Source organism: Sphingobacterium siyangense, assembly GCF_023277505.1.
In the GTDB taxonomy this organism is placed as follows: domain Bacteria; phylum Bacteroidota; class Bacteroidia; order Sphingobacteriales; family Sphingobacteriaceae; genus Sphingobacterium; species Sphingobacterium siyangense.
Genome location: NZ_CP080574.1, coordinates 2,747,142 through 2,765,219, shown reverse-complemented (window position 1 = coordinate 2,765,219; position 18,078 = coordinate 2,747,142). Strand labels below are relative to the sequence as shown.

The following is an 18,078-nucleotide window of genomic DNA, read 5'->3' as shown; positions in this document are numbered from 1 at the left end:
TATCACATTCATTGTCAGCGATATAATTTATAGTCGGTCGTTGACTTAAACAAGATCGCGGTTGTGCTGTTTATTACAAAACGGGACCTATGAACGAAAAGATACTCAGCTATTTGAAGGGTGAAGGATTCACTTACTTATGGCGGAAATCCGGTGCGCATGCTTATAAACCCATGAAAGGAAATCTGGAGCAATTGCTCGCTCGAACCTGCACAACCCCACTTTGGGAGGACGATTTATTGTCAATAGACGATGCGCTATTATTGGTGGGTACAGAAAGCGCGCAAGATGATTGGATCTTGCTGGTCAAGCAGAAACGGGGGAAATAAAAAGCCTCCCTTGTTTGATCTACAAATTTAAATTCTCCAAACCTTTAATTTTGGATTTTCTTTTACAAAGAAGTACATTGCAGAAACATTGATGCGACTAACGAACTATTTTGTAAAGTTGGCTAAGTTAATTCTCTTTAAAACAATTTAATATGAAAAATTATATCATTACCGGAATATTTTTGCTTCTGTTGACAAATTTAGCATTTTCACAATATTTCACCCTAGCTCCAACAGGTTTCGTTTCTAAAGAGAATCTAGATTATACAGTAGTAGAAGTTCCTGGCGTTAAACAGCAAGAACTTTACGATAATGTATTAAAGTCGATCAATAGCTTGTATTCCAATCCCAAAGAAGGCCTGACTTTGGTTCCCGGGCAGGCGATAACTTTAGCAGCTTACCAACAAAGAGGACTTAAAACATCGGGTATTGCTTATTATGATGTCGATTATACCTTGTCTTTTTTGTTTAAAGATGGTAAAATAAGAATCAATAGTCCAACTTTTAGTGCTCAAATTATGAATTACAACGGTACTTGGAATAAAATGAACGTGAAAAAATTTTATTTCAAAGGCAACGGTAGCCCCAAAAATGAGAAAAAACATCAATTCGTAAACGCGTACTTTAATGGGCTGATCAAATCCATTATTGAAAAATCAACCAATATTGATAATTGGTAATTTCGATGTATTTCTTCTCTTCCAGACAATAAACTTGCGAGCTATCATCCCATTTTTCCAGTTTTAATTCTAGAAATAATATTATTCAACGCCTTTAAAAGACATAATAACGCCAGAATATTTATCGTGATCTGCACCAATATAAGATAAATCAATACCGGATAAATTTTTATTGTTCACAGCTTCTTTAAATAGCGTATAATTCATTTTTTCGAGCCTATTATTCCAATCTTCATCCGATGTTGGCTTAATTGATTCCAAATCTTTCATTTCAAACATCGCACGATCCGATATTTTTTTAGACCGTTGGACAAAAATTGTATCTCCTTCTATCTTTAGAATCTTAACCCAACCTGCTGGTAAACCTTGGATGTTATTTCCTTCAGCATCGGTAAAGAAACTTGCCCCATATAGTTGTCCTGCCTGTAATTGTTGAGCCGATTTAGCAAGACTTTCTTTTTCATTCCGATATTTTTTGCCGTCGATGTTCAGCTTAATACCATAAATAATAGATCCGATAATTGCTATCGATGCTATAATCAAATACCCTTTCCAAAGTTTGAAATAGGGAATTTCTAGTGTCTTCTTAAATTTCTTTACCTCTTCTTTTATTTCAGGCGAATAATTTCTTGCGTGGATGACCTGCCCGTACTGATTGACTAAACGAGACATTTTTACCAGACCTCCTCCAACTGGAAACCCTAAAAATTTGGTCGCAGGTGTAATGATACTAAGATTGAAATTCTGAGGTATGGTCTCATTTTTTAATGTTGCAGTGATATTTTTACTTCCTAAAACGTACTCGTAACGTGTATAAATGAACAGCATAAATGGAATGAATTATAACTATAACGGTTCGAAATTAAGAAAAAATTCCTCCTGTAACAATCCTGTGTCAATTAACTAATTAGTACAGAACCAGATAAATTTATTTGATGTCGTACGCCTACCTGAACCATCTCGTGTAGGATCTTTGCGATGAAGCTGGGGTGTCTAATTAAAATGCTGACAGGCATTGATAAGGTAATTTGATTCGATTGCTGATTATACCGAATATTTGTATCTTAGGTTAAATACAAATATTACAATTATGTCATCCAAGATTTTCCTGCAATCTTTACAAAGTAAATTAAAAGGCGGTAACGCCCGATCTATTCATTTAAATGCATTGCCAGGAAGGTTGGCCACACGGTTAGACCTACAGCAGCTCGACCTCATTGAGGATGGTCTCGCCAAATCATTTTTGGATACCTTGTTGACCAAAGCAAACTTTGAATTTAAGATATCATTTGATAAAATAGATCTCAATGAAAAAGATGCGGAGGCTCAAAAGAAACTGACCATCATTTCTAAACGAATGAACTCCATTATCATAGAAAATGAAGACTATTTTAAAGAACATGGGATGAAGACCCTTGGGTTCGGCTATCCGATACTTATAAAAAGATCTTCAAAAGACCCTGCTAAGATCATAAAAGCCCCATTATTTATTTGGCAACTAGAGGCCGTTAAATCTAAAAACAAAGTCAATGAATGGTCGTTTTTGCGCAATAAAGTGGTTCAAGCAAATGGAAAAATAGTGGATTCAGATATTCACCCGATCAGTATCAATGAAGTCCTCCTTTCTTTTATCAAAAGTGAAGATGACATCACACTCCCCAATCTGACCAATGAGGTCTTAGATGACGCACTGATTGATAGCAACGAATTAATGAACGCTTGTGCTGAAGTACTGGAAGCACTCAATTCAAATAGTAAAGAGCAGATACTCGAGGTGCTAAGCAAAAACTTTGAAACAGCTATCAATGTATTACCCGAAGCGTCCCAGATAGATGTTATCGCCAATAACAAAGCTTACATTCATTTTGGTGGTATTTTTGGTTTGTTCAGAGCGCAAAAAGAAAGTATTATTACCGACATTTCCCGCTTATTGGATCGCTTCGATGCCTTTGAATTTGATGAGCTTAAAGTGGAAAGCTTATCGACAACACCTTTCAGTGCCGTAGATACAGACCCAAGCCAACAGGCCATAATAAGTGCTCTTGGAAATGAACCGAATCAAATAATACAAGGCCCCCCAGGTACGGGAAAGAGTCAATCATTAACTGCACTGATAACAAATGCACTTGCCAATGGACTGAAATGTCTTGTCGTCTGCGAAAAGAAAACAGCGCTTGATGTCATTAAAGCAAATATCGAACGTACGAATCCTCAGATCGGCGCGCTAGTCGGTGTAATTGATGATGTAAACGATGCGCGTGAAGCGATCGTTGATTCCGTCAGAGATCGTCAGATCGGAGTTCCGTTTCACATCTCAGTAAGGCAAGCCCAAAACCAATATGATGCGATAAAATCAAAACTCAAGGAATCAGCTGAACTTATCAACGCACAGCATGCTGCCTTAGCTCAAACGGTATACGGCGATAAGAGTTGGCCACAGATCGTCGGAAGGTATTTGGCTTTATTAAAACACTTTAATCAAGTACCGCTCAAGAATATTATACCGAAAGAGGATTTTAATTTTGCTCAGGATCATACAGAATTGGAAAGGACACTTGTTGTTCTAAAGCGTAGCCATAATTTATTTAAGCAATCGCATCAGGTTCATGCCATATTTAGACCATTGGCAGACGATCTATTTATAGATCAACAGGTTGGGCCATCGCGTGTAAGAATTGAAGATTTTATTGCATACGCGCATAAACAGCTACCGCCTATTGAACAGCTTATTGCTGAACTTCAAAGGAGTGGAAAGCAGTGGGCTGATGATTTTTTGAGTGGCATCCCCGCGATAATGCAGCAGGATTTTAAGTCCTATTTAGCATTTTGTATTGGAGATTCAGTTAAAGAAGAGCTATTACCATCCACTTTTCCTCAAGAACAGCGAATAAATGAAATTGTCTTAGGATTACAAACAGTACGGATTAAAGCAGAACAATTTTTCAAACAATATGAAGATGCTTTGCAACAACATTATAGCAGCTATCATTCATCGCTAAGCAATGCAATATCAACTTATCTCGCCTACGCTGAGTCAAGCATTGCGCAATATGGCAATAATTTATTGGATAATAGTAGTGGTGCAAAATTCAAAACAAGTTTGTTGAGCATATTCTCGGGAAAGCATAAACAAATAAAACAAGCGAGGATCGAATTAAAGAATCGTATAGCGCAGGTAAGATCAGCCCATATTCAGAAAAATTATATTGAACATCAATATAACGATCACTTGGAAACGAGTGATTTATCCATTTATCTAAACAATATTGAGGAACTCAGACTAAAGACAGCTGCTTGGAAAGAGCAATACCCGCATACGATAAATAGCTATTTGTCTAATATTAATGATCATCATTTTCATGCTGAACTGAGTGAACTAAAAGGGCAAATAGCTCCCCTACTTCAAAAATTGGATAGTATAGAGCAAATGCTAATCGCTGATTATAACATCGTTCCAACGACAGCTGTTACCGATATCAACAGCTTGATTGAGGCAGTACCTTATCTAACTGAAAGAGTAACTTTTCAATTAAGGCATTACAATAATTTTCGTGACTATTACGCGGCACGCGCTGATGCCTATAAAAGTCTACAAAGCTCGTTTGACGATATTGAAAGTAACCAGTTAACGGGAAATATAACAAACGGGGTATTTTTATCGTATACAAGTCTTCAGGCTGCACAGGAACTATGTGATAAGATTAAGCATACCATCACATCGTTCAGTGACCATATGAGTGATTTCCGTGTCTATCATGAGTGGAAATCATTTTTCCTTTCAGTGGACGAAGCGCAACAAAGGCTTATTACCAGAATCGCCATACATCTTAAAGATCATTGGGCTAAAGCATTTGAATGCTGGTATCTGTATTGGATACTCACGACAAATGAGCCACAGGAATTGCCAAAAAGCGATTACCAACTACAACAATATCAACAGCAAAAACAAGAGTTTAACCATGCGCAGCTGAATAGTGTTATTGCCTTATGGACAGAAAAACAAGCGGAAGCCGTCGGACATTTTAAAGCCAGAGGACACAACATAAATAGTTTGTTTAACAAAAAGGGAGCTAAGGGAATGCGTCGCAATTCACTCCGCACTATTGTGAACAGAGAATTTGAACTATTTACTAATTTTTTTCCAGTATTATTGGTCAATCCATCGGTCTGCAGTTCTATCCTACCACTGGAGGAAGGAATTTTTGATGTGGTCATATTCGATGAGGCCAGCCAGCTGCGTCTCGAAGATACTTACGCGGCCCTGATCCGGGGAAAAGCAAAAATTGTTTCCGGTGATAAGCACCAGATGGCTCCCTCCTCTTACTTCGAAGGAAGTGGAGCGCTACTTGATCCGATCGATGATGAGATAGAAGACTCCGAAGATGAATTTTCTGATCGGACTGCGCTACAAGCGGCTCAGCTTAACCTTGCAGATAGTGAATCCTTACTAGCTTATGCTGTAGACAAAGGGTTTGTGGAGTCTTATTTAAAAGTCCATTACCGCTCGAAACACCCTTATCTTATCGACTTCTCTAATCATGCGTTTTACGGAAATAGGTTGATGCCTGTTCCGGCGAAGGAGCACTACACTCCTATCGAATATTTACAGATTGATGGATTGTATGAAGGACAAGTAAATAAACAAGAGGCATTGAGAGTGGTCGAATTGTTACAACAGATCATGAAGGAAGCTAAAGACAGTATTCCAAGCGTGGGTGTTGCTACTTTCAATATTTACCAACGCAACTTGATCCTTGAGGAACTGAGTGCAGTTCGCCAGAATGACCCTGCATTCGACAGTTTAATGGCGCAGGCGGGAGATTCATTCTTTGTTAAAAATCTCGAAAACATTCAGGGCGACGAACGGGATATTATCATTCTATCCACAACATTTGGGCGAAAAGCCGACGGTTCGTTTAGTCAAAACTTTGGTCCGATTATACAAGGTAAAGGACATCGTATGTTGAACGTAATCATCACTCGAGCGCGGTCAAAGGTATATGTATGTACTTCTTTCCCGCAGGAGTATGTTGGTCAGTACCCAAATCTTATCCAACAGAAGGGCAATAAAGGCCGTGGTATTATGTACGCTTACTTTACCTATGCGAAAGCGGTAAGTGAGGGTAATGACGAATTGCGAAAGGGCATTCTCCAGCTATTGAGTCAGTATTGTACAGATAAACTGTATGAGCCAGCAGAATTTAGCTTGGGGTCTGAGTCTCCATTTGAAGATGAAGTATTCGAACAACTTGCACAGCATATCGGTGCCGATCGTTTAGAACAGCAGCATTCCGTAGGCGGTTTCCGGATTGATATCGTTGTCAAATCAAAAACAAGCCACAAACCACTCATCGCAATAGAGTGTGATGGCGCGAAATATCATAACAGTCCGGAAGCTTATGCTTGGGACAGTTTCCGACAGGAGCAACTTGAAAGATATGGTTTTGTATTTCATAGGATATGGTCAATTAAATGGTGGGATGATGCCGATGGAGAGCTGAAGCGACTACTTGATTTTATTCGTCAACAGGATGAAGAAGAGGCAAATTTGAACAACCACGTGCATGTGGGAACGAAAATCAATATAAATGATAATTAGCGAATCGCCATTGATAGAACCGATAATTCGCAGGTAACCAGCACAAATAATGTTATCTCATTGGTTCCCGACTCCTATTAAAGGTTATCGAGGCAACAATCGTAACCACAATAACCTTTAAAAGGGAGCTATTCACACCAAATGACGAAGTCTGATCTCACGTTCAGGCTTGATAACTTAAAAGATGCATATTAATTATCGCTTTTGATGACATTACTCCTACAGCACTAAATCTAGTTTCGCCAAAAAATCAGGTGGTCAATTTGCAACTAAGAATCGCATGGTCATTTGATATGAAATTTACATATAATAGAAGTTACTCGATATCCTAAAAATACACAGGGTAAAATACCTAAAATCAGCAATACCCAAAACCATATAGGATTTTCAGACGACAACCATAGCCAACCCACGACCAGTATTATTAAACCACCAACTATAAGATTTTCTCTTGGCTTGCCCCATATCCTCGTAGTAGCCATTCCACCCAACACACAACTAAACCAAACACAAAAAAGTTTGATGATAAATTGGGAAAAATTGGTGGCAGCGATTTCCTTACTGGTAAATATTTCTAAAGATGACGTGAACAGCAAGCCTTGCATTTTTGCAAAAACAGAACTCATTAATCCTATCGTTCCGAATCCAACTATGACGGAAAATATCTTTCTAAAATTCATTATCTAATTGATTTTAAAATTTAACTGGTCTTTCGTTAATACAATTGGATCAATCATTATTTTTTGCACATCAGCCTCAGAGGCGGCTCTGAATGAATGGACAAAACAGTTTAATTTTTCTTTACTATCAGGGATAAATGATGCTGAATTATTTTTTGCATTAGCCTGAAATTTCTGAATTATTGGCTGCATCATGGTATCATAATTGCAACAAGCCGTTTTTAAATCATTCGGATTTTGATGAATAAAATGAGCTAGCGCCTTTGCTCCATAAATTGATAATGATGCTCCCATTCCCGATAGCGCAGTGGGACAATACCCCGCATCTCCCAATAAAACCACATTACGATTTACTAAAGTGGATGAATTTACCATCCCCATTTTATCAATAAACATTAGACCGTTATCCGCGAAGCGACCTAACAAATGCTGTATATCTTCATTATACCCAGCAAAAGATGTTTTGAGTATTTCATTAGCTTTATTTTGAACAGATGGTAAATCTCCTGTATTATGTAAATAGCACTGAATGGCTATTTCATCGGAAGCAATGGGATAAATAGACAGCATCTTATTCACATCAATATAGATATTGAATTTGCCAACCTCATAAGAATGATGCTCTTTCAATCGTCCACCCATATAAACAAATTTAAAATCCTCTAGCGTACTTTCCGGAAAATAATTTTGTCTTGTCGTAGAGCGTAACCCTTCTGAAACGATAAGGAGATCGGCCTCCAACACAGTTCCGTTGTTGAGTAATATTTGGACTTTGTCTTCATCATGCATTACGTTTTCAACAGAAGATGAAAAATGAATACTCACTTCATTTTTTACTTCGTTGTATAAAACGTGATGCAATCCGCCTCGCGTTATCAGAACGGAACGTTCAATATTCTCGTTCATTTTCTCATAGCTAAGACTTTGTATAATTGAATCGTCTGACTCCCTGAAATTTACAAATTCAGAGGGTGACGATGCTTGTTGTAATTGTTCTGCTAATCCTAATTCTTCAATAATACGAACGCCAAAACTCTTAAGCGAAATAAGAAATCCGGACTTACTGAATGATGCCGCTCTTTCCAAAACAGTCACCTTATGCCCTTGTTTGCTCAACAGTTTTGCAACAGTCAATCCAGCGATGCCACCTCCTGAAATAATAATATTTTTTTTCATTTTTTTCATTTTTATACAGCAAATATCTTTCTATATTTACAGATAAAATAGCCCAAATTAAACTAATAATAGTCCAAAAAATTATGTTTGATGAAAAGCGTAAAATGAGAAAACTTGCTGAAAAACTTGGCATCTCCTTATCTTCCATTGAAAATGAGATAAAATTTTTGAATTTCAACGAATTGAACATTGTGGACTTGATGCCCGAGATGTTAATAATGGTTCGCTCTTTAATTGCCAGCAAGACTTTTGCTTATAAAAGAAAACCAATCAGGACAATAGAAAAAGGACTACTCATTTCGTTTCAAAATATTCTTATTAACAAAAAATCGGCAAATGCCATTAGTAAAAGATCTTTGAACAATCAGCCTCATGTTCGTATTATACCTTCACATTTGGAAAGTGAAGTGTTATTTCCTAAAGATGTCCACGTACAGCAAATCAGCATTTTAGTTGAGCTGGAATACCTGAAACATTTTGTAGGAAATGATGCAGATAAATTGTCTTATCTTTTTGATATAGAAAAAACCTTTTGGATAGAAGAATTTTTGTCACCTGAAATGACTGATTTAATTGCTCAATTAGCTGACCTTTCAATAGAAAACATTTTACCGCAAGCTTTTTATCGGTTAAAAGCACTTGAACTTATTTATCTGCTTTTCAGCAATTTATTAAAAAGAAAAAAAACAGATTATTTCCATCTTAACAACGCTGAAATTGATGCGGTTTATTTGGTTCGGAATACGATAGCATCAAATCTGGAAAAATCCCTATCTAAAGATGAACTGGTAAAAATAGGTGGAATGAATGAGCTAAAACTAAGAAGGATTTTTACACAAGTTTTTGGAAAAGGAATGTACGAATATTACAATCATCTTCGTATGCAAAAAGCAGCAAGACTATTACAGCAGGAAAATCTTTCAGTTTCAGAAGTTGGCTATCAAGTAGGATTTAGCAATCTGAGTTATTTCGGAAGGTTGTTTGAAAAACACTTTGGATTAAAACCAAAGAAGTGGCAGGATAAAAATAGAATGTAAATACCTTATCCCTTTGCAAATTCTACTTTACCGGAGAAATCAGAGGTTGAGAGCTCCATTTTAAATATGCCATCTGAGTCGGTAACGGTACTTCCAATTAGTTCCCCTTTTTCAGATTTAAAATTCACAGATGTATTGCTTGCTTTTTCATTAGTGTCACCCAATCTAATTACCCCCGATACAATTAGGTTTTCATACATGTTACTTTCATTCACATCTGTGTAAGCTTGCACTTCAAATCCACCGCTGTTATATCGTTGCACTCTCCTAATCGGATCTTCATTATACATTCTCCGAGAACAACCAATAGTTATAAAAATTATAGATAATAAAACTGTAAAAAATCTGTTCATTAAAATCGACTCGATAAAAAAATTACTTTTATAAACAATAAAGATAAGATTACATTTTTAACATCCCGCAGGTTGACCGTGTTGAACTGTATCATTGTTTTCTACTTTATACTGTTCAGCTTTAATACGATCTATTATACGTTTTCTTTTCGTGTCCGAGAGCTTCATAAAAGCTTTAGGACCTGTTAATCCCTTCCAAGCCATATCATTGTAAAAGTCAGAATCGAATCCATTGTCCGCATAAAATATCTTAGCGACTATTTCTTCGCCAAAATCCGGCAAGAACAAAGGCATACTGATGTATATCGGAATTTGTGGGCTAAAAGGAGGGTTACAACTTTTATTTTGATCTTCGTGTGTATACGCTAGCCGGTTAAAATTGCTGGCTCACCACTATTTACCAATTGATAAACCTATATGCCACAGCTCTTGTTCTTTCTTAAATATTTAGAACCATGATATATACGGTTTATGCACAACAGCAGTATCAAGGCAGGAAAATCTCTCTGTTAGCAGTATTTATAATTGTAAAAAAAGATCACAAAAATAAAGTACAAAGGAGTGTAGTGACACTGAAAGATACAATTACCACAATTTGATCATTTATTTTTACTAAATTAATTAGTATTTTTGATCCATGAAACCTCTTGAAGTCTTTTGCCGTAATCGCGTTATGTATGTCCAAATGACTGTGCATGATAAAAGCATGGGCATGAAAGACTATCATCTTTACAACAAAAATGGGCTTGCTTTTTATGTTTTCAGAAAGTCTCAGGGAGTTTGGGAACTTGCGTTTGGAGAACTTGCAGATGATATAAAGGAAGCATGTATCGATGCACTGATCTTGCGATTCGATACCGATGTACCGGAGCTATTTTACCACCATGGCGTGCGCCAGGTAGTCGAGGTACGCGCGAAAAAATACAGTCTTTGGCACATTTATCTGAACAATGCTTATGTAGGCAGCATCCAGCACGACAAGTATACTAAGAATTTCAATTATCATATTGAGGACAACAGCCTACTGACCGACGACCAGGTACAAAAATACATCGGAATGATTCAACACGGGGAGCTAAAATGGAGAAAAGATGATAATAGATAATTTCGAGATTATTTGTGTGTTTAACGCTACTTTTTTAAACGTTTTGTCGGTTTCTTTTTTTGTGGCTTTGCTGGTGTCTTAATTTTTTTCTGTACGGCCTCCATGCGCTTTCTCCAGCTGATGATCTGAGATTCTTCATATACGGGAAGGCCTTTATCGTTGAGAAGCCCCATAGATTTAGCTAAACTAAGACTGAGACGTGCAGACTTACTGTTTGCTTTCTTCCAGGTCTGTTGATCGTCTTTAAAATCCTTCTCATAGGCAGCAATAGCCTGCTTAATAATGGCTAGCTCCTTCTTATATTCTTTGAGCTTTCGATAAAGAATCATTAATCTGTTATATGCCCCTGCTTGTAATGGTGCTTTCCTTATAACCAGGATATAGCTTTTGATGGCATCTTCAGTTTTACCTTCAAGCTCCTGCAATCGTGCATCTTTTAACAGCTCATTTTTGGATTTCTTAATACCAGTCATATTTATTTTTATCTTTCAATACGATCCTGAATACCCGGTCAAATCCCCGCTAATATATTGTAGAGTCCTTTTAACCTGAATATCATAATTAAACTTGAGAAAAGTAATGAACAAATTAACTAGCTCAAAGTTCCATCTCGGTTTCGGTCTACTTCCAGTAAAAGAAGAAGTTTGGCAATAGCGGGTTCCCTCCATTCTTCCGCAAGATCGCCCTCTATAAAACCAAAATCTTCATCTAAGATCATCTGGCAGCCATCCATCGTAATTCGGGCATATGGTCCGTTTTGCCCCTCCTGTCCTACTTCAAAATCACAGTATTTTTCTACTCCTATGTTATTTGTCACCGGAATTCCAGTGAATGTTGCTATAGCTCCCATATTCTCATTTTTTATTTTTCAAATAATTAATAACATCCTCACGACCATTGCCAACGCTTTTGATGGCCTCTTCGACTTGCTGCCGGGTTACGCCAAGTTCTTTTGCCAAATAATCTACCTCATAAGATTCACCGCCAGCTACCTGATTGCGGTCCCTTGCATCTTTTTTATTTTTATTGTCTGTCATAATAAATGTTTTTGGAATAGAACAACCGCCAGCCAATAGAGTTTGAAAACTATCACTATTCTGATGTTGTTCTAAATACAAAAAGGAGGAATTATGCCTTGGTATAATGGAGATTATCCACCATCATATAAAAATCAACCGGTCAACATCCGGGAGAAAGAAACTGAAATCGCAAACGCTTTGCTTGAGGAAGGCGCCGAAGAAGGAATTGCCATAGCAACCGGCCTAAAAAAAGCGAGGGAGCATTTTAAAAAGGTAAAAGAAGAGAGTAGAAAGAAGTACACAAATTATTAAATCGACAACTATGCCAGAATTACCAGACCTACAGGCCTTCAACAAAAATCTCACAAAAATGCTTAAAGGTAAAGTGCTTGAAAAAGCTGCCATTCACAACAAACAAAAAACCAAAGTCAGCCTGAATGAGCTGCAAACTCTAGAGGGCAAAAAACTCGTCAAAGTTTATCGGGAAGGTAAAAGGCTTTTTTTTGATTTTGGCAAAGATGCTACCTTGTCGGTTCATCTCATGTTGCATGGGAAACTGATATATTCTGAAGACGAAAACCCAAAGTATGCATTAGTTTCCATGAAGTTTAAGGATGGTGGCACGCTATCCATTACCGACTTTCAGAGGATGGCATATATAGAATTGAATCCTGAACATGCAAACGTGATGGATGCACTTTCTGAAAAGCTAAATCCAAAATTACTTTTCGGATTGCTGCAATCAAGCAAGGCCAAAATTAAAACTCTCCTGATGGACCAAAACGTCATTGGCGGTATTGGAAATGCCTACGCCGACGAAATCCTGTATGAAGCAGGGATATCACCACTTTCAATTTCAAACAAAATCCCCGAAGAGAAGGTTCAACATCTTGCCAAAGCAATTAAGGAGGTACTGGAAAATGCCGAACAGCAGATTCTAAAAGAGCATCCTGAAATCATTAACGGTGAGATAAGGGATTTCATGAAAGTTCATAACAAAAATGCGAAGGTTGATGGTAAGGGTCATGAAATATTGCAAACCAAAATTAGCGGCAGAACTACTAATACACAGAGCAACAAAAAGTTTTCGAATAGCACAGGATACGACTAGAGAATTACTTATCTCAGTGAAGTTTTTTGGCACAGATCTGGTACGGAAATAATAGCAACTAATTGCATATGAATAATCTATATATTATCTTCTTTTTTTTAGTTCTCCAGGGCTGTACAATGTGTAAAAGTACAATGACACCGGTACAAAATAATAAGTCCAAAATATACAATGACAGCTCAATGCAACAAGACTATGTTTCCATTTTAGAAACAATTTTGTCTGACGATTCAGCTGGTATCAAACTGCAACGTGAAGGAGAACGAAGGGCGTTCATTCATAACAAGTTTATGAGAGATTCTATCTCATCATTGCATGACAGGAATTATGTTTTTTACAACGTCGATCCACAGAAGCTGATGAAAATACTGGATAACCAGCTCACAGATTCGCTGGATATGCTGAATCAGATGAACGAAAGGAAGGCAATCATCCCGATTCCAGCCGTTATCAAAGCAGCGTACACTGTTGATGACGCCGATAAATACAGGATGGACCGCAACCAAAGCATTTATTACTTTCACCTTCCCATTATAGGGTATAATCGCAAAAAAGCATACGTGCCGGTTGACTATATATGCGGCCCTTTATGTGGAAACGGTGATGCATTTCTGCTTGAAAAAGTGAATGGTAAATGGGTAATCATACAACGATTCTTTAACCTCTGGATCTCTTAAAAAAATGTAGTCACAATAATCTTTAAACAGAAGATATTCACGCCAAATAACCAAGCGGACTTATAGACTAATGGACCTTATCACTTTCTATAAATACACTTCCCGACAAATAGCACTCGGGAACATTGGCTAATACATAATCAACGTCCAGAATATTAGGAAGAGCCGTACTTCCATGCCCACAATACAAACTCCTGATCCAGGTATCTACGTCATCCACCCATATCGCCTTCCAGGTAATATTTTGTGGATCCTGGACATTGACAGGTGAAATTAGGACATTATACCCCATCGCTCGCAGCGCGGTTAATACGACTCGATTTACTTTGACAAATTTCATCTTCGAAAGCTATATACGGTTGTCTTTACTTTGGAACAGAAATACAACCCATATGGTTCAAAAGTCATTAACTTTTTGTGCTTAGCGGCAGATCCTAATAGTACTAAATCTGACTGATCGCTTGCATCGGATCCATTCCCGAATCAAGAGACTCGTGGTGGTTACTCCTTTTTATATATAACTATTAAAACTGTCCTGTATGAGTTTTATGAGGTGTAATCATACAGGAGAAATGCTTCGGAACATCATTTTTTGACTTTCTGATTTAGTTTTTATACCACTTTTAGTAATATTTTTTCAAATCACTAATTCTTTCAATATGAAGTTCTCTGGCCTGAGACCGCCGCATCATTAGCGCATAAGCATTATTAAATCCCAAAGGTTTTAACCACTTGATGCCGTACAGCCTCTGAAACTCATTGTTCACATAATTATAGGTATCGGAAGGGCTTTTGGATACGCTTCCTAATACCTGCTGATTTGGTTTTAACAACACCAAAAGGCCTGTTCCGGTGTACTCTACATAGCAATCAATCGCATCGCTCATCAAAGCATCAAAACATATTTTGGTCCCGCCTAACCCCGTCTTTGTATCTACTTTATAATTGGTATGGCCTTCAATCAGCATTTTGTATATCGCAGCTAAAATATATTGCTCCGCAAAAATTTTCGACCCTACCCTGATCGTACCAGTGCCCCCTGAACCAGGTGGTTTGTAAAGGTTGTTGTGCAGTAGAAAGTCCTTTGCAATATGTTCTGGCGTCTGCTTCAAAAAATCGGCTCTATAATTTAGATCCGTCATGACCGAATCATTGAACTTATCTGCCAGCAGATTCATTGTTTCTTCCAGCTTTGGGAATTTCTGAAGTGTTGCCGTCTTTATAATTGGCGCTGCAAAATAAGGTGGGAAAATTTTCTTATCATCTGTTAGCACAAACAGGTCGTATGCCTTGATCCGCCCATCGGTTGAGTATCCGCTAATGAGATCAAGATCTTTTTCATAAGCGGCTTTATACATAATAGCGTCGCTTACAACAAGTGGGTTGACCTGAAGGCCATAGCTACTGCGAAGTCCCAGATCACCATCTTGACGTCCCATAAACTCTGGTGTAAAACCCGCCTTGATCTGACTGTCATTAGACTTCATACCCATATAAAGCATACTTAAAATGCAAACAGCGGCGAATATACCCAATATAATATAGGTCTGTCGGCTTCTGATATGTACCAAGGAATATTGTATGAGTGCAATGCCTTTGTCCAAGAGGATTGCTAGTAATGCTGCAGGAATAGCGCCGGCCAAAATCATGTTGGAGTTGTTAAGGGATATACCGCCAAAAATAAATTCACCCAAGCCCCCGGCGGCAACAAATGATGCCAAGGTAGCTACGCCAACATTGATCACTGCCGCTGTGCGTACACCTGCGACAATCACTGGCATGGCCAGTGGTAGCTCTACTTTGAGAAGCAGTTGCCAAGTGGTCATACCCATCGCCTTGGCTGCCTCCACGATACTAGAGGCAACTCCAGTAATGCCTGTAAAGGTATTCCGAATGATGGGTAAAAGTGCATAGATAAATAGTGCAACAATGGCAGGAATGGCTCCAATACCTAAGATCGGAATAAGAAAGCCCAACAATGCAATACTCGGAACGGTTTGCAAAACACCTGCAAAACCTAAAATAATAGCAGCAAATTTTCTTTTTCTCGAGATCAGTATTCCTAGTGGCACACCGATAAGAATTGCAAATACCAAAGATAAAAATGTAAGCCCAAGATGTTGGCTTATCTGGGTAAATAGCTTGTCCTGTTGTTCGAGCATAAATTGCCAAAGACTTTGCGCTTTCATACCACTTGTTGTTTTCGATAGTTGTTAAATGCCTCCACTAACGTTTCATAGGCTTGCGCCGTTTCTGTATGCATACTCAGAACTTGAGTGGCATGCCATAAATCTGTGCGTAATGTAAATCCATAACGTGAGATAAAAGGATCTATCGCGGTAATACCTTGTAGTTCTTGTAAGGTAGCCACTTTATACTCCAATAAGAGGCGGTTTTCGGCAAAGAAATTGGTTACAAATTCACTTGCAGGTCTATATAACAGCTCTTTTGGGGTTCCAATCTGCACAATTTTCCCCTTGTCCATTAAGCAGATCCGCTGCCCAAGTTCAAAAGCCTCCGGCACATCGTGCGTAACAAGGATGATCGTCTTACTGCGTATCTCCTCCAAAGACCTAAACTCTGCGTGGATATCTGCTTTGGTTATAGTATCCAGCGCTCCGAAGGGCTCGTCCATTAATAGAATTGGTGAATCGGCTATCAGTGCCCTAGCAATGCCTACGCGCTGTTGTTGGCCTCCACTTAGTTCATGAGGATAACGTCGGAGGATGTCTTCGCCTAAGTTTAATTTGTGAAGTAGCTCCACAGTACGCAGGCTTATTGTCTTTTTTTCCCATTTCAGCAATTCTGGAACTACAGCAATATTGCGTGCAACCGTATAATGTGGAAAAAGACCAGCATGCTGCATGACAAAACCAATTTGCCTACGTAAATCTTGGACTTGTTTTTCCCTGATATCTTTTCCAGCAATAAAAATCTGACCCCTATCGGGTTCGATAAGTCTATTGATCATTTTTAGGGTTGTCGTCTTTCCACAACCGCTGGTCCCTAGCAGAACAAGAACTTCGCCTTCCTTGGCCTGAAGGGAAATCTGATCGACTGCAACCTTTCCATTGAAGAATTTTGAAATGGAGACGATATCTATCATATTATCTCGCCAGTCTAATACCTGTAAATTGCCATTGCAGTGCCGTCTGAAAAAAGTTTCGGTACGTTTTGCGGCTATGATCTTTAGGTGTTGCAATAGAGGCTCCACGCAAGACCATTTGGTTAACCATAAATTTTCCGTTATACTCGCCCACTGCACCAGCTTCCTTTTTAAATCCGGGGTAAGGTAGATATGCAGAATTGGTCCACTCCCAGCGCTGTCCCCAATTGACATAATCTGCCGCGACTTCCCACTCTGCCTCTGTCGGAAGCCGCATTCCCCTCCATGCTGCAAATGCGGAAGCTTCATAAAAGTTGACATGGCAAACTGCATCCTCATGGTCTATTTCCATCAACCCCGCTAAGGAATAATTCATCCATTGACCATCCATCAAATGCCAGTATAAGGGAGCCCGAGCCTGACGCCGTTTTACCCAGTCCCAACCTTCGGCATGCCAATACCTGAAATCAGCGTACCCACCAGCTTCCATAAAAGCCATATATTCCTTATTTGTCACCAAATCACTCGCAATTTCAAAGTCATTCAGATAAACCTTATGTCTGCCTTTCTCATTATCAAAACAGAAACCCGGACCTTCATATCCGATTTCATAAATCCCAGCATCGAATTTGACATACGCTGATTCAGCTGCAGTATAACTGATAGCGGCTTTTGTACTGCCGTATGCAGGAAAAAGTGGATTGTGCCCAAGTATATATTTGATATCTGTAAGCAGCAATTCTTGATGTTGCTGTTCGTGATTTAATCCTAGAACGAAGATGTCCAGAAGATCATTTGTCAAAAATCCACCATCCACAAACTCAATCATGTACTTGTCCACACATTTGCGGTATCTATAGATATCTGCCACGGACGGTCTGCTCAGATTTCCTCGATCTGTACGAATCACCCTTGCTCCTATTGTTTCATAGTAACTATTAAACACAAAATTATAATCAGCGTCGAATTGTTGGTAGTTTGGCAGATGCGGAAGTAAAATAAATGTTTCGAAAAACCAAGTGGTATGTCCAAGATGCCATTTTGGAGGACTAACATCTCCTATGGGCTGAACCACATAATCCTCGGTTTCCAACGGTTGGCAAATTTCTTCCGAATATGCCCGTATAGCAAGATAGCTATCGATCCATTGTTGTTTTTCAGACATTTCAATAAGCGCAGTTTGTATATTTTTCATAAATAAAACGT

General features: G+C 38.4%; 20 protein-coding genes. 8 read left to right on the top strand and 12 right to left on the bottom strand.

Going from position 1 to position 18,078, the window contains the following annotated elements; genetic code table 11:
- Positions 1-89: 89 nt before the first annotated feature.
- Entirely contained in the window at positions 90-329 is a 240-nt protein-coding gene (locus K2F45_RS11185) for a hypothetical protein (protein ID WP_248933580.1), read from the top strand.
- Between the two features lie 152 nt (positions 330-481).
- Positions 482-1,009 carry a DUF4468 domain-containing protein gene (locus K2F45_RS11180; protein ID WP_248933579.1) on the top strand — a complete coding sequence of 176 codons (528 nt, stop codon included), beginning with the start codon at positions 482-484 and terminating at the stop codon, positions 1,007-1,009.
- Positions 1,010-1,090: 81 nt separating this feature from the next.
- Here K2F45_RS11180 and K2F45_RS11175 read toward each other — a convergent pair whose 3' ends face one another.
- On the bottom strand, positions 1,091-1,837 hold the full coding sequence (locus tag K2F45_RS11175; RefSeq protein ID WP_248933578.1) for a hypothetical protein: 747 nt from the start codon (positions 1,835-1,837) through the stop codon (positions 1,091-1,093).
- Positions 1,838-2,099: 262 nt separating this feature from the next.
- Between K2F45_RS11175 and K2F45_RS11170 the strand changes: the two genes are divergently transcribed.
- The gene (locus K2F45_RS11170; RefSeq protein ID WP_248933577.1) at positions 2,100-6,608 is read left to right on the top strand and encodes an AAA domain-containing protein; all 4,509 of its coding nucleotides are present in this window, start codon (positions 2,100-2,102) and stop codon (positions 6,606-6,608) included.
- 284 nt (positions 6,609-6,892) lie between these two features.
- On the opposite strand, the gene K2F45_RS11165 is transcribed toward K2F45_RS11170, so the two are convergent.
- Entirely contained in the window at positions 6,893-7,288 is a 396-nt protein-coding gene (locus K2F45_RS11165; protein ID WP_248933576.1) for a hypothetical protein, read from the bottom strand.
- A 3-nt stretch (positions 7,289-7,291) separates the two neighbouring features.
- A complete protein-coding gene (locus tag K2F45_RS11160) occupies positions 7,292-8,464 on the bottom strand; it encodes an FAD-dependent monooxygenase (RefSeq protein ID WP_248933575.1) in 1,173 nt (390 codons plus the stop codon).
- An 83-nt stretch (positions 8,465-8,547) separates the two neighbouring features.
- On the opposite strand from K2F45_RS11160, the gene K2F45_RS11155 reads away from it, so the two are divergent.
- Entirely contained in the window at positions 8,548-9,501 is a 954-nt protein-coding gene (locus tag K2F45_RS11155; protein ID WP_075992241.1) for a helix-turn-helix domain-containing protein, read from the top strand.
- Positions 9,502-9,506: 5 nt separating this feature from the next.
- On the opposite strand, the gene K2F45_RS11150 is transcribed toward K2F45_RS11155, so the two are convergent.
- Positions 9,507-9,764 carry a hypothetical protein gene (locus K2F45_RS11150; RefSeq protein WP_145330417.1) on the bottom strand — a complete coding sequence of 86 codons (258 nt, stop codon included), beginning with the start codon at positions 9,762-9,764 and terminating at the stop codon, positions 9,507-9,509.
- Between the two features lie 147 nt (positions 9,765-9,911).
- Positions 9,912-10,148, bottom strand: a complete 237-nt coding sequence (locus tag K2F45_RS11145; protein ID WP_075992239.1) for a hypothetical protein — start codon at positions 10,146-10,148, stop codon at positions 9,912-9,914.
- Between the two features lie 343 nt (positions 10,149-10,491).
- On the opposite strand from K2F45_RS11145, the gene K2F45_RS11140 reads away from it, so the two are divergent.
- Positions 10,492-10,959, top strand: coding sequence for a hypothetical protein (locus K2F45_RS11140; protein ID WP_075992238.1), 468 nt, complete (start codon positions 10,492-10,494; stop codon positions 10,957-10,959).
- A gap of 26 nt (positions 10,960-10,985) precedes the next feature.
- Here the strand turns inward: K2F45_RS11140 and K2F45_RS11135 are convergent, their stop codons facing one another.
- The 3 genes from K2F45_RS11135 to K2F45_RS11125 form a co-directional block, all read right to left on the bottom strand.
- On the bottom strand, positions 10,986-11,432 hold the full coding sequence (locus K2F45_RS11135) for a hypothetical protein (RefSeq protein WP_075992237.1): 447 nt from the start codon (positions 11,430-11,432) through the stop codon (positions 10,986-10,988).
- A gap of 119 nt (positions 11,433-11,551) precedes the next feature.
- Positions 11,552-11,809 (bottom strand): hypothetical protein, encoded by a 258-nt coding sequence (locus K2F45_RS11130; protein WP_075992236.1) that lies wholly within the window; start codon positions 11,807-11,809, stop codon positions 11,552-11,554.
- A gap of 4 nt (positions 11,810-11,813) precedes the next feature.
- Complete coding sequence (locus K2F45_RS11125; protein WP_075992235.1) at positions 11,814-11,996, bottom strand: DUF3606 domain-containing protein; 183 nt, start codon at positions 11,994-11,996, stop codon at positions 11,814-11,816.
- Between the two features lie 93 nt (positions 11,997-12,089).
- Between K2F45_RS11125 and K2F45_RS11120 the strand changes: the two genes are divergently transcribed.
- From K2F45_RS11120 to K2F45_RS11110, 3 genes are all read left to right on the top strand, one after another.
- Positions 12,090-12,290, top strand: coding sequence for a DUF2188 domain-containing protein (locus tag K2F45_RS11120; protein WP_248933574.1), 201 nt, complete (start codon positions 12,090-12,092; stop codon positions 12,288-12,290).
- 10 nt (positions 12,291-12,300) lie between these two features.
- A complete protein-coding gene (locus K2F45_RS11115; protein WP_248933573.1) occupies positions 12,301-13,089 on the top strand; it encodes an Fpg/Nei family DNA glycosylase in 789 nt (262 codons plus the stop codon).
- A 182-nt stretch (positions 13,090-13,271) separates the two neighbouring features.
- On the top strand, positions 13,272-13,766 hold the full coding sequence (locus tag K2F45_RS11110) for a hypothetical protein (RefSeq protein ID WP_248933572.1): 495 nt from the start codon (positions 13,272-13,274) through the stop codon (positions 13,764-13,766).
- A gap of 67 nt (positions 13,767-13,833) precedes the next feature.
- Here the strand turns inward: K2F45_RS11110 and K2F45_RS11105 are convergent, their stop codons facing one another.
- The 4 genes from K2F45_RS11105 to egtB form a co-directional block, all read right to left on the bottom strand.
- The gene (locus tag K2F45_RS11105; protein WP_248933571.1) at positions 13,834-14,106 is read right to left on the bottom strand and encodes a hypothetical protein; all 273 of its coding nucleotides are present in this window, start codon (positions 14,104-14,106) and stop codon (positions 13,834-13,836) included.
- 283 nt (positions 14,107-14,389) lie between these two features.
- A complete protein-coding gene (locus K2F45_RS11100) occupies positions 14,390-15,955 on the bottom strand; it encodes an ABC transporter permease/substrate-binding protein (RefSeq protein ID WP_248933570.1) in 1,566 nt (521 codons plus the stop codon).
- Positions 15,952-16,872 carry an ABC transporter ATP-binding protein gene (locus K2F45_RS11095; protein WP_248933569.1) on the bottom strand — a complete coding sequence of 307 codons (921 nt, stop codon included), beginning with the start codon at positions 16,870-16,872 and terminating at the stop codon, positions 15,952-15,954. The genes K2F45_RS11100 and K2F45_RS11095 overlap by 4 nt, the downstream gene beginning before the upstream one ends.
- 1 nt (position 16,873) lies before the next feature.
- Positions 16,874-18,067 (bottom strand): ergothioneine biosynthesis protein EgtB, encoded by a 1,194-nt coding sequence (egtB, locus tag K2F45_RS11090; RefSeq protein WP_248933568.1) that lies wholly within the window; start codon positions 18,065-18,067, stop codon positions 16,874-16,876.
- Positions 18,068-18,078 lie beyond the last annotated feature (11 nt).